At 71.1% G+C, this 15,932-nt stretch carries 14 protein-coding genes and 2 tRNA genes; 5 read left to right on the forward strand and 11 right to left on the reverse strand.

Going from position 1 to position 15,932, the window contains the following annotated elements; all coding sequences use genetic code 11:
• Positions 1-160: 160 nt before the first annotated feature.
• The 4 genes from PJ985_RS03925 to PJ985_RS03940 form a co-directional block, all read right to left on the reverse strand.
• Complete coding sequence (locus PJ985_RS03925) at positions 161-817, reverse strand: ATP-dependent Clp protease proteolytic subunit (RefSeq protein WP_271682111.1); 657 nt, start codon at positions 815-817, stop codon at positions 161-163.
• A gap of 58 nt (positions 818-875) precedes the next feature.
• A complete protein-coding gene (locus PJ985_RS03930) occupies positions 876-1,490 on the reverse strand; it encodes an ATP-dependent Clp protease proteolytic subunit (RefSeq protein WP_271682112.1) in 615 nt (204 codons plus the stop codon).
• A gap of 227 nt (positions 1,491-1,717) precedes the next feature.
• A complete protein-coding gene (gene tig, locus PJ985_RS03935) occupies positions 1,718-3,139 on the reverse strand; it encodes a trigger factor (protein WP_271682113.1) in 1,422 nt (473 codons plus the stop codon).
• Between the two features lie 99 nt (positions 3,140-3,238).
• Positions 3,239-3,315, reverse strand: a tRNA-Pro gene (locus PJ985_RS03940).
• Positions 3,316-3,460: 145 nt separating this feature from the next.
• Between PJ985_RS03940 and PJ985_RS03945 the strand changes: the two genes are divergently transcribed.
• A tRNA-Gly gene (locus tag PJ985_RS03945) sits at positions 3,461-3,534 on the forward strand.
• A gap of 59 nt (positions 3,535-3,593) precedes the next feature.
• On the opposite strand, the gene PJ985_RS03950 is transcribed toward PJ985_RS03945, so the two are convergent.
• Positions 3,594-3,812, reverse strand: coding sequence for a hypothetical protein (locus PJ985_RS03950; RefSeq protein ID WP_271682114.1), 219 nt, complete (start codon positions 3,810-3,812; stop codon positions 3,594-3,596).
• Between the two features lie 462 nt (positions 3,813-4,274).
• On the opposite strand from PJ985_RS03950, the gene PJ985_RS03955 reads away from it, so the two are divergent.
• Positions 4,275-5,387 carry an acyltransferase family protein gene (locus PJ985_RS03955; protein ID WP_271682115.1) on the forward strand — a complete coding sequence of 371 codons (1,113 nt, stop codon included), beginning with the start codon at positions 4,275-4,277 and terminating at the stop codon, positions 5,385-5,387.
• 148 nt (positions 5,388-5,535) lie between these two features.
• A complete protein-coding gene (locus PJ985_RS03960; RefSeq protein WP_271682116.1) occupies positions 5,536-6,336 on the forward strand; it encodes an SDR family NAD(P)-dependent oxidoreductase in 801 nt (266 codons plus the stop codon).
• 51 nt (positions 6,337-6,387) lie between these two features.
• Here the strand turns inward: PJ985_RS03960 and PJ985_RS03965 are convergent, their stop codons facing one another.
• Both PJ985_RS03965 and PJ985_RS03970 read right to left on the reverse strand, forming a co-directional pair.
• Entirely contained in the window at positions 6,388-7,197 is an 810-nt protein-coding gene (locus PJ985_RS03965; RefSeq protein WP_271682117.1) for a M23 family metallopeptidase, read from the reverse strand.
• Between the two features lie 282 nt (positions 7,198-7,479).
• Positions 7,480-8,634 carry a PP2C family protein-serine/threonine phosphatase gene (locus tag PJ985_RS03970; RefSeq protein ID WP_271682118.1) on the reverse strand — a complete coding sequence of 385 codons (1,155 nt, stop codon included), beginning with the start codon at positions 8,632-8,634 and terminating at the stop codon, positions 7,480-7,482.
• A gap of 126 nt (positions 8,635-8,760) precedes the next feature.
• Here PJ985_RS03970 and PJ985_RS03975 point away from each other — a divergent pair, with 126 nt between their 5' ends.
• Positions 8,761-9,993: a GNAT family N-acetyltransferase gene (locus tag PJ985_RS03975; RefSeq protein ID WP_271682119.1), complete on the forward strand. Its 1,233-nt coding sequence runs from the start codon at positions 8,761-8,763 to the stop codon at positions 9,991-9,993.
• A gap of 35 nt (positions 9,994-10,028) precedes the next feature.
• Here the strand turns inward: PJ985_RS03975 and PJ985_RS03980 are convergent, their stop codons facing one another.
• The 4 genes from PJ985_RS03980 to PJ985_RS03995 all read right to left on the reverse strand — a co-directional run bounded on the left by PJ985_RS03980 (position 10,029) and on the right by PJ985_RS03995 (position 13,137).
• Positions 10,029-10,880: an Fpg/Nei family DNA glycosylase gene (locus PJ985_RS03980; protein WP_271682120.1), complete on the reverse strand. Its 852-nt coding sequence runs from the start codon at positions 10,878-10,880 to the stop codon at positions 10,029-10,031.
• A gap of 19 nt (positions 10,881-10,899) precedes the next feature.
• Positions 10,900-11,388, reverse strand: a complete 489-nt coding sequence (locus PJ985_RS03985) for a ribose-5-phosphate isomerase (protein WP_271682121.1) — start codon at positions 11,386-11,388, stop codon at positions 10,900-10,902.
• A 133-nt stretch (positions 11,389-11,521) separates the two neighbouring features.
• On the reverse strand, positions 11,522-12,127 hold the full coding sequence (locus PJ985_RS03990; protein ID WP_271682122.1) for a biotin transporter BioY: 606 nt from the start codon (positions 12,125-12,127) through the stop codon (positions 11,522-11,524).
• A gap of 368 nt (positions 12,128-12,495) precedes the next feature.
• Positions 12,496-13,137 (reverse strand): mycothiol-dependent nitroreductase Rv2466c family protein, encoded by a 642-nt coding sequence (locus PJ985_RS03995; RefSeq protein ID WP_271682123.1) that lies wholly within the window; start codon positions 13,135-13,137, stop codon positions 12,496-12,498.
• 156 nt (positions 13,138-13,293) lie between these two features.
• On the opposite strand from PJ985_RS03995, the gene pepN reads away from it, so the two are divergent.
• Positions 13,294-15,927: an aminopeptidase N gene (pepN, locus tag PJ985_RS04000; RefSeq protein WP_271682124.1), complete on the forward strand. Its 2,634-nt coding sequence runs from the start codon at positions 13,294-13,296 to the stop codon at positions 15,925-15,927.
• The last annotated feature ends 5 nt before the right edge of the window (positions 15,928-15,932 follow it).

Raw genomic sequence — 15,932 nt, forward strand, 5'->3', positions numbered from 1 at the left:
GCTTCCCCTTCGCCTGCGCACCGCCCGGGGACGGTGCCTGGTGCTTGTATCGACGACGGTACCCTGTCGCCCGGACGGAATGCCCCCCTTGGCGGGAATCCCCCGGTGTGGGGAATGTCCCGCCGAAGAGGGGCGACTGTCCCGCGTGGGACAGCGGGTGTCAGACGCTGGTTGCGCGGGTGGTGATGATCTGGTCGATCAGGCCGTACTCGACGGCGTCCGCAGCGGTGAGAATCTTGTCCCGCTCGATGTCCTCACGGATCTGCTCGATCGGCTTGGTCGAGTGCTCGGCGAGCATCTCCTCGAGCTGGACACGCATCCGCTGGATCTCGTTGGCCGCGATCTCCAGGTCGGAGACCTGTCCACGGCCGGTCTCGCTGTACGGCTGATGGATCAGGATCCGGGCGTTGGGCAGTGCCATCCGCTTGCCGGGGGTGCCGGCCGCGAGCAGCACGGCGGCGGCCGAGGCCGCCTGGCCCATGCAGACCGTCTGGATCTCCGGCTTCACGAACTGCATGGTGTCGTAGATCGCCGTCAGCGCGGTGAAAGAACCACCGGGGCTGTTGATGTAGATCTGAATGTCCCGGTCCGGGTCCATCGACTCCAGGCACAGCAGCTGCGCCATGACATCGTTGGCCGACGCGTCATCGATCTGCACGCCGAGGAAGATCACCCGCTCCTCGAAGAGCTTGGCGTACGGGTCGTACTCCCGCACCCCCTGCGAGGTGCGCTCGACGAAACGCGGGAGGATGTAGCGGGAATCGACCTGCGGGCCGGCATAGAGACCGGAGCCGGAAAGGCCTGAGGGCTGAGCCATCTTCGGTGTCTCCTGGTAGGGAACTGGCTGCGGGTGGGTGCCCGTGCGGGCGGCGGGATCAGGCACCCGTACCACCGCTGCCGGGGATGTCCGCGGCATCGGCGATGACCGCATCGACCAGTCCGTAGTCGCGGGCCTCTTCCGCCGAGAACCAGCGGTCACGGTCGGCGTCCCGCGTCCACTGCTCCACGGACTGGCCGGTGTGCCGCGCGGAGAGCTCCGCCATCTTCCGCTTGGTGCGCAGCAGCCACTCGGCGTGGATCTTGATATCGGAGGCGGATCCCGCCAGACCGGCCGACGGCTGGTGGATCAGCACCTCGGCGTTCGGCAGCGCGAAGCGCTTGCCGGGGGTGCCCGCGCTGAGCAGGAACTGCCCCATCGAGGCGGCCATGCCCATCGCAATCGTCACGACATCGTTCTTGATGAACTGCATGGTGTCGTAGATCGCCATGCCCGCGGTGATGGAGCCGCCGGGGCTGTTGATGTAGAGGTTGATGTCCTTGTCCGGGTCCGCCGCGAGGAGGAGGAGCTGCGCCGTGATCCGGTTGGCGATGTCGTCATCGACCGGCTGCCCCAGGAAGATGATCCTCTCGTTGAGCAGCCGATTGTAGACCTGGTCGCCGAGGCCGCCGTTCATCGACTCAGCGGCGGCGGAAGGCATCGGGAGCGTCACGTATCCACCTGCTCATTCTCGGACGGCGGCGTACTGCCCGCCGTCACTTGACGTCATTCGTTGTCCTTACGGACCCTAACGCGCGGCCGGGACGGACCCATCCCGGCCGGGGAACTGTTCGCTGTGGGCGCAGGTACGGTTCCGCTCCGGATCCACCGGGGGCGACGCTGTGCGCGAACGGGGCCGGACGTGATCACGTCGGGCCCCGTTCCGGGAGTGCGTGTGCCTCAGGCGTCGGACTTCTTCTCCGCGGCCGGCTCGTCCGCCGCGGGGGTCTCCGCCGCCTCGGCGGGCTCGGGGGTCCCGTCGGACGCGTTGACGGTCTCGGCGGTCTCGTCCTCGTCGTCCAGATCGACGGTGTCACCGTTGGTGTCGGTGACCTTGACCGCCTCCACGACCGTGGCGAGGGCCTTGCCGCGGCTGACCTCACCGACGAGCATCGGCACCTGGCCGCCCTCGACGACGGCCTGCGCGAACTGGTCCGGGCTCATGTTGGAGGACTGGGCGCGGCGCATGAGGTGCTCGGTGAGCTCCTCCTGGCTGACGTTCAGGTTCTCCCGCCGGGCGATCGCGTCGAGCACGAACTGCGTGCGGATGCCCTTCTCGGCCTGCTCCTTGAGCTCGGCGTCGAATTCCTCGGCCGTCTTCTCCTGCATCTCGAGGTAGCGGTCGAGGTCCATGCCGAGCTGCGACAACTGGTGGTTCACCAGGTTGTGCTTGCGGGTCTCGATCTCGTCCGCGAGCAGCTTCTCCGGAACCGGGACCTCAACGATCTCCAGCAGGGCGTCCAGGACCTTCTCCTGCGCCTGGGTGGCCTGCTCGTACTTCTTCTGCCGGCCGAGCCGCTTCCGGCTGTCCTCGCGGACCTCCTCGAGCGTGTCGAACTCGCTGGCGAGCTGGGCGAACTCGTCGTCCAGCTCAGGCAGCTCACGGCTGGAGACGGACTGGACGGTGACCTTCACCTCGGCCTCGCGGCCGGCCGCGGAGCCGCCCTTGAGCTCGGTGGTGAAGGTGGCGCTGCCGCCGGCCTCCAGGCCGGTGACGGCCTCGTCGATGCCGTCCAGCAGCCTGCCGGAACCGATGGTGTAGTCGACACCCTGGGCGACACCGTCCTCCAGGACCTCGCCGTCGACGCTGGCCTCCAGGTCGACCTTGACGATGTCGCCCTCGGCTGCCGCCCGCTCGACCGGGCTCGTGGTCGCGAAGCGCTCACGGAGCTGATCGACGGCCTGGCCGACCTCCTCGTCGGAGATCTCCGTGGCGTCCACGGTGACCTCGATGCCGGAGTAGTCGGGGATCTCGATCTCGGGACGGACATCCACCTCGGCGGTGAAGGTCAGCAGCTCGTTGTCCTTCAGCTCGGTGATGTCCACCTCGGGCTGGCCCAGCGGGTTGAGCTCGCCCTCGTTGACGGCCTCGGTGTAGAGCTTCGGGAGGGCGTCGTTGACGGCCTCCTCGAGGACCGCGCCGCGGCCGAAGCGCTGGTCGATGACGCGCGCGGGGATCTTGCCCTTCCGGAAGCCCGGAACGCTCACCTGCTGGTTGATCTTCTTGTACGCCGCGTCGAGGCTGGGCTTGAGCTCCTCGAAGGGCACCTCAATAGTGAGCCGAACCCGGGTCGGGTTCAGGGTCTCCACGGCGCTCTTCACGGTCGGTCTCCTTGGGGCTGACTGCTGGGGGTATGACGGAGGCGCCCCGTATGCGGCGTATGCGGACACGACACAGGCACGCGCGCCTCTCATGGTACGTGGTCGGGGTGGCCGGATTCGAACCGACGACCTTCCGCTCCCAAAGCGGACGCGCTACCAAGCTGCGCCACACCCCGCCAATGCCCACGACGCGACACGTAGCGTACAGCCCCGCACGCCCTCCGGTTTCCCCCGGGGACCTTGCACGCGTCCCTCGCCCGCGCTGGTAGGCTACTGGCCGAGCCGGATCTTGCGGTGCACCGCATGATCGTCCGGCCGTTCGCGGGCGTAGCTCAATGGTAGAGCCCTGGTCTTCCAAACCAGCTACGCGGGTTCGATTCCCGTCGCCCGCTCCACTGCTCCGGCAGCCCGTCGGCCCGGCACCCTCCCCCGGAGGGCCCGGGCCGTCCGTGTGTCAGGAGCCACCCCCGGAGCGCAGGCTGTCGTCGACGGAGCCCAGGGAGTCGCTGATCGACTCCAGGAAGTTCTGTATCGGATCGGCCGCTCCGGTGAAGGCGAGTGAGAAACCGAAGAGGATCGCCACGATGGCCGGCCCCCACTTGATCGACCCCCCACGGATCATCACAAACAGGACCACTCCCAGAAGTAGCACCAGGGAGAACTGGATAATCACAACTGATCACACCCTCGGACGTATCGCCACATCTCCGGCGGGGGCCTTTCCCTGAGGGCACACCCCCGAACACAAGACCATCGTGCCACCAACGGCGCCGGTAGTGGAGCCCACTGACGCCCCGTCCGATGCCTGATCCGTCACTCCCCAACCACGCGCCGTTGCCTGTCTGTTACCTCGGAGGACGGATCAAGCGGGCGAATTCTGCTCACCCGGAGAGCGTGGCGTTCTTCCCGCCGCACGTCTCGGCGTATCCACCGAACAGGTTTCCGAGTGACGCCACTCGCACTTATGTGCGGGGCAACACGGGCAGCCTCATCACCCTATGCAGGCATTTTCCCGGGCCAGGTGTGCTCACTCGCACCACATCGTTGCGAAATTCCGGCGGTACCTTCAAATTCCGGCGCCCCACCCGCACGTCCCGGTTTACGCGACAGGGTGCCGGGCGCTAAGGTGCGGCCGATGTTGCACGTTCGTTATCAGACTGCTCCGCCTGCCGCCGGCCGGACGAAGGCGGCCGACCCCCCACCGGCAACGGTCTCGGATGCCGCCGCGGGGGCGAAGCCGCGCGATCCCTTCTTCGACAACGCCAAGTACCTGGCGATCGTGCTGGTGGCCGTCGGCCACGCCTGGACACCGCTGCGGAACGACTCACAGGCTGCCGCCGCGCTCTACATTTTCGTATACACCTTCCACATGCCCGCGTTCGTGCTCATCGCCGGCTACTTCTCCCGCAGCTTCCAGGGACGTCCCGATCAACTGAAGCGGCTGATCACCGGCATCGCCGTGCCCTACGTGATCTTCGAGGTCGCCTACGTCCTCTTCCACCGCTGGGCCCACGGGTCCGCCTACCCGATCAGCCTGCTCGACCCCTACTACGTGACCTGGTTCCTGATCGCCCTGTTCGTCTGGCGGCTGACCGCCCCGATCTGGCAGGTGGTGCGCTGGCCGGTCCCGATCGCCCTGGGGATCGCCGCGCTGGCTTCCGTCTCCCCGCACCTCGGCGACGACCTGAACATCCAACGCGTGCTGCAGTTCCTGCCGTTCTTCGTGCTCGGCCTGCACCTGCGTCCCGAGCACTTCCGGATCCTGCGGCGCCCCGAGGTCCGCGCGCTCGCCGTGCCCGCGTTCCTCTGCGCGCTGCTGGTCGCCTACTGGGCCGTGCCCCGGCTCAGCGCCCGGTGGTTCTTCCGCACCAACAGCGCGCAGGAACTGGGCCACGAGTGGTGGCTGGGCATCATCATGACGCTGGCGCTCTTCGGCTGCGGTCTGCTGCTCACCGTGGCGTTCCTGTCCTGGGTCCCGTCCCGGTTGACCTGGTTCACCACACTCGGGGCGGGGACACTGTACGGCTACCTCCTGCACGGATTCCTGGCCAAGGGATCGCGCTGGTGGGACTGGTACGAGGCCTCGTGGGTCGGTACGCCCTGGGGGCACGTGGGCGTCACCGTCCTCGCCGCGGCACTGGTCACACTGCTGTGCACCGGACCGGTCCGCCGGGCGCTGCGCTTCGTGGTGGAGCCGTCGATGAGCTGGGCCTTCCGGCCGGACGCCACGGCCCCGGACCGCCGCTGACCCCCTGGATCCGCACCGGTGAACGGCCCGGCATCGCAGGTGTCCGTGCCCCCGGGCAGGTACGGTCGCTCCGGGCGGGCCGTCCGCCCGGCCCGGGCACCGGCGCCCGCTGGGGGCCGAAGTCCGAAGGTCCGAGGTCCGAGGAGGAATGGTGCGGCTTTCCGGAGCGGTGGAGGGTCTTCCCCGGTTCCCGGCGTCCGGCCGACGGGTGCTGGTCAGCGGGGGCGCGCGCGGCCTGGGCCGAGCGCTGGCCGAGGCGTTCGCCGCCAACGGTGACCTCGTCACCGTGCACTACGGGACCCGCCGGGAGGAGGCCGAGGCGACCGTGGCGGGCCTGCCCGGCCGCCGGCACGCCCTGCTGCAGGCCGACCTGGCCGTGCCCGCGGAGGCCGCACGGCTGGTGGAGGAGGCCGCCGGGCTGATGGACGGCATCGATGTGCTCGTCAACAACGCGGCGGTGAACACCGCGCATCCGCCCGTCACCACGGACTTTTCCGCCTGGGCCGCCGCCTGGCAGCAGCACACCGCGGTGAATCTGCTGGGCACGGCGCATCTCAGTCATCAGGCGGCGCAGCACATGATCAGGCAGGGCTCGGGCGGCCGGATCGTCAACATCGGGTCGCGCGGGGCCTTCCGGGGAGAACCCGACCACCCGGCCTACGGCGCCACCAAGGCCGCGGTCCACGCGCTGGGCCAGTCCCTCGCGGTGGCGCTGGCCCCCCACCGCATCGCGGTGGCGTCGGTGGCGCCCGGCTTCTTCGCCACCGAACGGGTGGCCGCCCGGCTCGACGGTGAGGAAGGCGAGGCCATCCGGGGACAGAGTCCGTTCGGCCGGGTCGCCGTTCCGGAGGAGATCGCCGCCGCCGTGCTGTGGCTCGCCTCGCCGGAGGCCGAGTGGAGTTCGGGCACCGTGCTCGACCTGAACGGAGCGTCCCACCTGCGGACCTGACGATCCGGTGGCCACACCGTGGGCCCTGGGGCGGTGTGGCCACCGGCCCGGTCACAGGTCTTGGACCCCGCGATCCCGGAGATACGCCAGCGGGTCCACGTCGGTTCCGTACTCCCGGCCGGTGCGGATCTCGAAGTGCAGGTGCGGGCCGGTGGAGCGGCCGGTGTTGCCGGTCAGACCGGCGGGGGCGCCCGCCTCCACCCGCTCTCCCTTCCTGACCGAGATCCGGGAGAGGTGGGCGTAGAGGGCGTGGATGCCGTCCGCCATCCGGATGATCACGACGTTCCCGTAGAACTCCGACCGGCCGGCCTCGACCACCTTGCCCGGACCCACCGAGAGCACCGGGACACCGATGGGAGTGGCGAAGTCCACCCCGGTGTGCCGGCCGGCCAGCCAGCTGCCGGGGATCCCGTACGGGGCGGAGACCGGGTGGCCGGGGACCGGATGAACATGCGGGGTCCCGTCCTCGTCGCCCGGTCCTCCGCGGACGCCCCCCGCTTCGGGACGGAACTGCCCGGGGGCCGTCCCGGACGGCGGGTACGGGGGTGGCGGGAGCTCTGCGGCCGGGTGGCGGCCTCCGGGGTGGAGGTCTTCCGGGCCCCAGGGGCCGGGGCGCGGGTCACCGGGGAACAGGTCGCCGAGGCGCGGCGCAATGGGCTCGTTCCGCCCCGCCGTGTCCGCTGCGAGGCCGGCGGGGCCGGTCCAGGTCCCCGGAGCGGGTACCGCCCCGGGCGGGGACGGACGGGTGGCGGCGGGAACGGAGCCGTGACCGGCTATCAGCAGGGTGCCCGTCATACCGCACACCAGGGCACCGAGGAAGCCGGCCCGGAGCGCTCGCAGGATCTGTTTCTGACGTGGCATCACTGCACTCATGTCCTGTAGCAAATGCCGACGGACGACGGCCCGCATCCCCCGCCACGAGCCCGCTCCGCCGTTCGGCGCAGCAGGTGGGGAGCGCGCTGCCGGGACGGCGGAGCCGGTTGCCCCAGCTCAGCGCGGCGGTTCGGGACCGCGGTTGCCGGTCTGCGGCGAACCGCCCCGGCGGGTGACACGCGCACGGCCGACTGCGCGGGCGCGCGAGAGCGGCGGTGTGCGGGACCGGGTCACCGGGCCACCGGGGCCGCCGGGACGCGGGGACGCCGGTCAGTCGCGGCAGATCAGCAGCAGCGCGCGGTCGTCGTTGACGTCCCTGGCCACCGACTCGATGAGATGCCAGGCGGCGCCGTGGAAGCCGGTGGTGACGTAGCGGTCGGCTTCCCCGATGAGCCGGTCGATGCCCTCCGAGAGGTCGCGGTCGGAGCGTTCCACCAGGCCGTCGGTGAACAGCATGAGTACGTCACCGCGCCTCAGGGTGCCCTTCGCCGGGTGGAACTCGGCTCCCTCCCAGACGCCCAGCAGCGGACCGTCGGCAGTGATCTCCTGCCACTGGCCGGTGCCGGCGCTCAGTTGCATGCCCGGGAGGTGACCGGCGGACAGGAGCTCGTAGTCGCCGGTGTCCAGATCGAGCACCAGGTGCACGGAGGTGGCGAAGCCCTCGTCCCAGTTCTGCCGGAGCAGGTAGCCGTTGGCGGCGGGCAGGAAGGCGTGTGGCGGCAGGGAGCCGAGCAGCCCGCCGAAGGCTCCGGAGAGCAGCAGCGACCGCGAGGCGGCGTCCATGCCCTTGCCGGAGACGTCTGTCAGTACCGCTTCCAGGGTGCGCCGGTCGGGCCCGGTGCGGGCCGCCACCACGAAGTCGCCGGAGAACAGCTGGCCTCCGGCGGGGCGCAGGGACATCTCGCGGTGCCAGCCCTTCGGGAGCGGAGGGAGCGCGCTCTGGGTGCGGATCCGTTCCCGCAGGTCGAAGAGCATGGTGCCGCCGCGCCTCCAGGGCACCCCGACCCGGCTGCGGAACTGGGCGACGAGCAGCCCGGAGAGCGCGACGGCGGCCACCACCAGGATGGTGCCGGGGCTGATGGGTTCCGCGGGACCGCCGCGGCTCTCCAGCAGCGCCGTCTCCACCACCAGTGCGACGGCGGTGGCCGCGTAGAGGCCGAGCACGCTGGCGGGGCGGAGCAGCAGCCCGCCGGCCACCAGCGGCAGTACCAGCGCTTCGGGCGGGCACCATTCGGGCCAGCGGAGGGTGGCGGCGGCGAGCAGCGGGACCGTCAGCAGCAGTGCGGTGAGGGCGCCCCAGTCCGAACCGCCGCCCCGGAAGTAGTCGACCGCGGAGCGGCGCAGCGCCGTACGGAGGCGGTGCAGCATCTTGTGCACCTTCAGGTTCCGGGGCCTCGTCGAGGCGGTGTCGCTGCCGCGTGCCATGAACTGGGACCTTATCCACCGTTCGGCGGCACGTCGATTCCTCGCGGGTATTGATGCGCGCCGGGCCGGATGAGGCCCCCGGAAATGCCCTCGCGGGGTGACGTCCGTGCTGGTAGTCATACAGATATGACTACTGAGCTGCGGGAGCTGGGCCCGGACGGCTGGGACGAGTGGTACGAGACCCTGGTCGCGGCCTTCAACAAGATCCCTGAGCCGCCCGAGAACCGGGCGTTCGACCGCTCGGTGACGGAAACGGACCGCTCTTTCGGGATGTGGGACGGCAAGGAGCTCGTGGGGACCGCGGGCACGTACTCCTTCGGGCTCTCCGTCCCCGGGGGCGCAATCGTGCCCGCGGGCGGGCTGACCATGGTGGGGGTGCTGCCGACGCATCGCCGCAGAGGCATTCTGCGCCGGATGATCCGGCATCATCTGGAGGACGTGCGGCAGCGTGGTGAGCCGCTGTCGGTGCTGACCGCTTCCGAACCGGCCATCTATGGACGCTTCGGTTACGGCGCCGCCACTCAGCTGTTGTCCGCCCGGATCGACACGGGCCGGGTCCGGCTGCAGGTACCGGAGGGGGCGGGCGGTATCCGGCTGCGGCTTGCGGACCCGGTGGAGGCGCTCCCACGGTGCGAGGAGGTGTACGCCCGGCGGGTCACCGAGCGGCCGGGGATGCTGGAGCGGCGGCCGGGCTGGGAGCAGGTGGAGGTACTGGACCCGCCGGGCGAGCGGAACGACGGATCACCGCTCCAGTGCGTCCTGGCGGAGCGCGGGGGCGAGGTCGTGGGGTACGCCCGTTACGCGATCAGGCGTGAGCCGAACGCTCCGGGTGTCGTCGCCCGTTCCGTCCTGCTGCGCGGGCTGGAGGCCGATGACCTCGACGCCTACGCGTCGTTGTGGCGCTTCCTGTTCGACATCGACCTGACTTCCTCGGTGACGGTGCCGGACCGTCCGGTGGACGACGCCTGGCAGCATCTGGTGTCCGACATCCGGCAGTGCCGGGTGCAGCTCCGGGACAGCCTGTACCTGCGGCCCGTGGAGGTGGGGGCCGCGTTGTCCGCACGGAGTTACGCCGCGGGGGTGGACGTGGTACTGGAAGTGACGGACGGGTTCTGTCCGTGGAACGAGGGCCGGTGGCGGCTGACCGGCGGCACCGACGGGGCTTCCTGCGTGCGCACCGACGGCCCGGCCGACCTGGAGTTGTCCGTACGGGAGTTGGGAGCCGCCTACCTGGGCGGCGTGTCGCTGGTGTCGCTGGCCCGGGCCGGGCGGGTGCGGGAGCTGCGGGGCGGCGCGCTGACCGAGGCCGCCACAGCGTTCTCCAGCCCGGTCGCCCCTTGGCTTCCGCACGGGTTCTGAACACCACCCGGCTTGTCGGGCCGCCCGTTCGGCTGTCAGGCCGCGGCTGCCGGGCCCGGGCCGTGCTGGCAGCGGGGGCACCAGTACAGGCTGCGGGCGACGAGGGCGGCGGTGCGGATCTCACCGCCGCACAGGTGGCAGGCGCGGCCGGCCCGCCGGTAGACGTACACCTCGCCGCCGTGCCGGTCGGAACGGGGCGGACGGCCCATCGCCTCGGGGGTGTGTTCCGGACGGACAGTGTCGATGCGTCCGGTGCGCACGCCCTCGCGCATCAGGACGCCGAGGTCGGCCCACAGGGCGTCCCATTCGAGCCGGGTGAGGTCCCGGCCCGCGCGGTAGGGGTCGATGCCGTGCCGGAAAAGAATCTCGGCGCGGTAGATGTTGCCGATGCCGGCGATGATCCGCTGGTCCATCAGGAGAGCAGCGACGCTGCTGCGGCTGCGGGATATCCGTGTCCAGGCCGGTTCGGGGTCGGAGTCCGCGCGCAGCGGGTCGGGGCCGAGGCGGGCGCGGACCAGTTGCCTCTCGCCGCCGGTGAGGAGGGCGCAGGTGGTGGGTCCGCGCAGGTCCGCGTAGGCGTCCGGGGTGGTGAGCCGCAGCCGCACCTGGCCGACCGGGGCGGGGGCCGGGCCGGTACCGAAGCCGACCTTGCCGTACAGGCCGAGGTGGATGTGCACCCACTGGGCGGGGGCGGCGTCGGGTCCGTGCGTGCCGAAGCCGAGGAAGAGGTGCTTGCCGTGGGCCTCGGCAGCGGTCAGCGGCCGGCCGTCGATGAGAGCCGCGCCGTCCGCGAACTTGCCCTGCGGGCTGGAGGCCCGCACCAGCCGGCCGCCGAACCGTTCCCGGTGACCGGCGGCCAGCCGGTGAAGGGTGTGCCCTTCGGGCATCGCGGGGTGTCCTGCTCCGTCAGTCCTGCTGCGGGTGGTGGGCGGGGACCGGCGGCATGGTGCCTTCGGTCTCGTAGGCCGCGAGCATCTCGATGCGGCGGGTGTGGCGCTCCTCGCCCGAGTACGGGGTGGCCAGGAACACCGCGACGAACGAGGTGGCCTCGTCGGTGCTGTGCATCCGTGCGCCGACGCTCATGACGTTGGCGTTGTTGTGCTCGCGCCCCAGCTTGGCGGTCTCCTCGCTCCAGGCGAGCGCGCAGCGGACGCCCGTCACCTTGTTGGCGGCGATGGCCTCCCCGTTGCCGGAACCGCCGATGACGATGCCCAGCGCGTCGGGGTCGGCGGCGGCGCGCTCGGCGGCCCGGAGGCAGAACGGCGGGTAGTCGTCCTGGGCGTCGTGGATGTGCGGGCCGCAGTCGACGGGCTCGTGCCCGTGCTCCGTGAGCCAGTCGACGAGGTGGTTCTTGAGATCGTATCCGGCGTGATCAGAGCCGAGGTAGACACGCATGGGACGAGTGTGGCACGGGCCCGATGGCTGTGCGCCACCGGCTCCCGGGCGGAGCGGGTGAAGCGGGTGAAGCGGTCGCGCCGGCCGCCGGCAGGGGCCGGGGCCGGCGCGACGGGGTCCAGCGGCGGTCGGGTCAGTTGCTCCCCCGGCGTCCGATCAGCCGCCAGGCCGTCGGGAGCGCGCCCATCGCCAGGGCGGCCTTGAGCGCGTCACCGATGAGGAAGGGCACCAGGCCCGCCGCGATGGCCTGTCCGGCGGACATGCCGGTGGCCAGCGCCAGGTAGGGGACGCCCACGGCGTAGATGAGGGCGCTGCCGAGCAGCATCGTGCCGGCGGTACGCAGTACCGTGCGGTCGCCGCCGCGCCGGGCGAGGGCGCCGACGGCCACCGCGGCGAGCACCATGCCGATGACGTATCCGAAGCTGGGCATGCCGTAGCCGGAGGCACCCTCGGCGAACCACGGCATGCCGGCCATGCCGGCCAGCGCGTAGAGCAGCAGGGAAAGGAAGGCGCGGACCGGGCCGAACGAGGCGCCGATGAGCAGGACGGCGAAGGTCTGGCCGGTCACCGGGACGGGGGACCCGGGGAGGGGGACGGCGAACTGCGCGGCGATGCCGGTGAGGGCGGCGCCGCCGACGACCAGCGCCACGTCCCGGGCGCGGGCCCGCGCGGCGGTGCCGGCGGGCAGGATGTCCGCGAGGACGGCGCCCGGCCGGACCGGGGCGACTGCTGTGCTCATGCGAGGACTCCAGAAGGTACGTGGACAGGGAACGCATCGACGCTAGCCGACCGGTGCGTGATCGGCGGCGTGAGCTTGACGACAAAGCATCGCGGCGCACGCTGTCCGGTTCCGCCCCTGGGCCCCGCCGTCTCCCGGGGAGTCCCCACCGGAGCTCACGCGGCACTATTGCACATCACTCGCAATAAGGCAGTATGGGCAAGAGGCACCCCGCAAGGTGCAGGGCGCGGCCTGCCCGCGTGATCGTCTTCTCACCGTTCACCGGCAGGCGGCAAGAAGGAGAAGTCCCGCACGGATGTGACGTGCGGGACTCCTCCGCCCGGGGCGCCGCTGCCCGGCAGCGCCTCGGGAGCCTCACCGCGGCGCGGTCACTCGAAGGACGGCTCCGCGTCCCGGGTGCGCTTCAGCTCGTAGAACCCCGGGGTCCCGGCCACCAGCAGGGTGCCGTCCCAGAGCCGGCCCGCGGCCTCGCCCCGGGGAGCAGGGGTGACGACCGGACCGAAGAAGGCGATCGGCTCGCCGTCGCTGCCCGGCACGGCGATCACCGGAGTGCCGACATCCTGGCCGACCAGGTCGATGCCCGCCTTGTGCGAGGCGCGGAGCGCCTCGTCGTACTCGGTGGAGGAGGCGGCATCAGCCAACTCCTCCGGCAGGCCGGCTTCCTTGAGGGCGGCCGGCAGGAGGGCAGCGATGTCCTCCTCGCCGTTGTCGTGCCGGCGGGTGCCGACCGCGGTGTAGTAGCGGCCGAGGGCGTCCTGACCGTACGCCTGCTCCACCGCGATGCCCACCCGCACCGGGCCCCAGGCGGTGGCCAGCAACTCCCGGTACTGCTCCGGCAGGTCCTCCGCCTTCTCGTTGAGCACCGCCAGGCTCATCACGTGCCAGCGCACCCGCACGGGCCGGACCTTCTCGACCTCCGTCATCCAGCGCGAGGTGATCCAGGCCCAGGGACACAGCGGATCGAACCAGAAGTCCGCCACGGTCGTCCCGGCAGCGCTGTTCTCGGGCATGCGCACTCCTCGAAGTGTGAAGGGCCTGTCACCCCCCTGCAACACCCCGCACAAGGGCAGCATTCCCGTGCAGCCGGTCGCTCTCCCATGGGATGCTGTCACGCGGCGTGCACCGCTCGCATCAACTCGACCTGTGGAGACAAGGGAGTCACCCCCGTGCCCGGAGAGAACCTGACTCGTGACGAGGCCCGTGAGCGAGCCCGGCTGCTGACCGTCGACGGGTACCGGGTGGCACTCGACCTGCGGTCCGCGAGCGGGCCGGCACCGGCCGGGGGACCGCGCACCTTCCGCTCCACCACCACGATCCGCTTCCGCTGCGCCGAAGAGGACGCCCTGAGCTTCGTGGACCTCGTGGCCCCGCACCTCCACTCGGTCACCCTGAACGGCATCTCCCTCAACGTCGACCAGGTCTTCGACGGCACCCGGATCGCGCTCGGCGGCCTGCGGGCGGAGAACGAGCTGATCGTCGACGCCCAGTGCGCCTACAGCCGCACCGGTGAAGGTCTCCACCACTTCCAGGACCCGGAGGACGGTGAGACCTATCTCTACACGCAGTACGAACCGGCGGACGCCCGACGCGTGTTCGCCAACTTCGAGCAGCCCGACCTGAAGGCGCCCTTCGACTTCGAGGTCACCGCCCCGGCCGGGTGGACCGTGCTGAGCAACGGCGCACAGGACGGCGAAGCGGTGCCCGTCGACGGCGGCCGGGCGGCCACCCGGCGGTTCCTGCGGACCAAGCCCATCTCCACCTACATCACGGCCGTGGTGGCCGGCCCGTACCACTACGAGCGCGACCACTACACGCGGCGTCTCGAGGACGGCTCCACGCTGGAGATCCCGCTCGGCGCGCTGTGCCGCAAGGGCCTTGCCAGGCACTTCGACGCCGAGGAGATCTTCACGACGACCAAGCAGGGCCTGGACTTCTTCCACGAGCACTTCGCCTTCCCGTACCCCTTCGGGAAGTACGACCAGGCGTTCGTGCCGGAGTACAACATCGGCGCGATGGAGAACCCGGGCTGTGTGACGTTCCGTGAGGAGTACGTCTTCCGCGGGCGCACCACCCGGGCTGCCTACCAGAGCCGGGCCAACACGCTGCTGCACGAGATGGCCCACATGTGGTTCGGCGATCTCGTCACCATGGAGTGGTGGGACGACCTGTGGCTCAAGGAGTCCTTCGCGGACTTCATGGGCGCCTTCGCCGGCGTGGAAGCCACCCGCTTCACCGAAGGGTGGATCACCTTCGCCAACCGGCGCAAGGCATGGGCGTACCGGGCCGATCAGCTGCCCTCCACGCACCCGGTCACCGCCGACATCCGCGATCTGCAGGACGCCAAGCTCAACTTCGACGGCATCACCTACGCCAAGGGTGCCTCCGTACTCAAGCAACTGGTGGCCTATGCCGGGCGGGACGCCTTCCTGGAGGGCTGCCGGCGGTACTTCCAGCGGCACGCGTACGGCAACACCCGGCTGGAGGACCTCCTCTCGGTGCTGGAGGAGACCTCCGGCCGCGACATGGGCGAGTGGGCCAAGGCCTGGCTGCAGACCGCGGGGGTCAACTCACTGACCCCGCAGGCCGTGTACGACTCCGCCGGCCGGATCACCGAGCTGGCCGTGCTCCAGGAGGCCTCCGGGACGGAGGACGACGGCACCGGGCAGACCCTCCGCCCGCACCGGATCGCCGTCGGCCTGTACCGGCGGGAGGGCGTGCAGGGCACACTCGTGCGCTACGCGCAGGCCGGGACCGACGTGACCGGCATCCGCAGCGTGGTGGGTGCGCTCGCCGGACAGGAACGCCCCGACCTGATTCTGGTCAACGACGAGGACCTGACGTACTGCAAGACACGCTTCGACGCCGCGTCCCTGGACACGCTGCGCGAACACCTCGGGTCCGTGGAGGACCCGCTGGCCCGTGCGCTGTGCTGGTCCGCCCTGTGGAACATGACCCGGGACGGGCTGATGCCCGCCCGGGACTTCCTCACCCTGGTAAGCCGGTTCGGCGGTGCGGAGACCGACATCGGGGTGCTGCAGATGGTGCACTCCTGGGCCCGCCAGGCCCTCGTGGACTACACCGCCCCGCCCCGGCGGACGGCCGCCGAGGCCGCTCTCGCCGAGGCCGCACTGCGCGAGCTGCGGCTTGCCGAGCCCGGAAGCGACCACCAGCTGGCCTGGGCGCGCTTCTTCGCCGCCTGCGCCGGCACGGAGGCCGACTTCCAGCTGCTGCGGGGCCTGCTGGCCGGCACGGGCCGGATCGACGGCCTGGAGGTGGACCAGGAGCTGCGCTGGACCTTCCTGCTACCGCTGGCCGCGCACGCGGCCGTCGGTGAGCAGGAGCTGCGGGCGGAGCTGGCCAGGGACGACACCGCCTCCGGCAACCGGCATCTGGTGCGGTGCCTCGCGGCGCGGCCGTCCCCCGAAGTCAAGGCCCAGGCCTGGCGGGACGTGGTGGAGTCCGACCAGCTGTCCAACGCCCTCATCGAGGCCACCATCGACGGCTTCCAGCGGAGCGGGCAGCGCGAGCTGCTCGCCCCCTACAGCGAGCCGTACTTCAGTGTCCTGGAGCAGGTGTGGACGGAGCGCAGCATCGAGATCGGCATGGCGGTCGTGCGCGGCATGTTCCCCTCGCTGCAGGGCGACCGGTCCACGCTCGAGGCCACCGACGCCTGGCTCTCGTCGCACGAGGGCGCGGCCCCGGCGCTGCGCCGGCTGGTGCTGGAGGCCCGGGACGACCTGGCGCGGGCGCTACGGGCCCAGGCCTGCGACGCGGGAACTCCGACGGCCCCCCGCCTCTGAGGGCC

This window comes from Streptomyces sp. ACA25, assembly GCF_028200735.1.
In the GTDB taxonomy this organism is placed as follows: domain Bacteria; phylum Actinomycetota; class Actinomycetes; order Streptomycetales; family Streptomycetaceae; genus Streptomyces.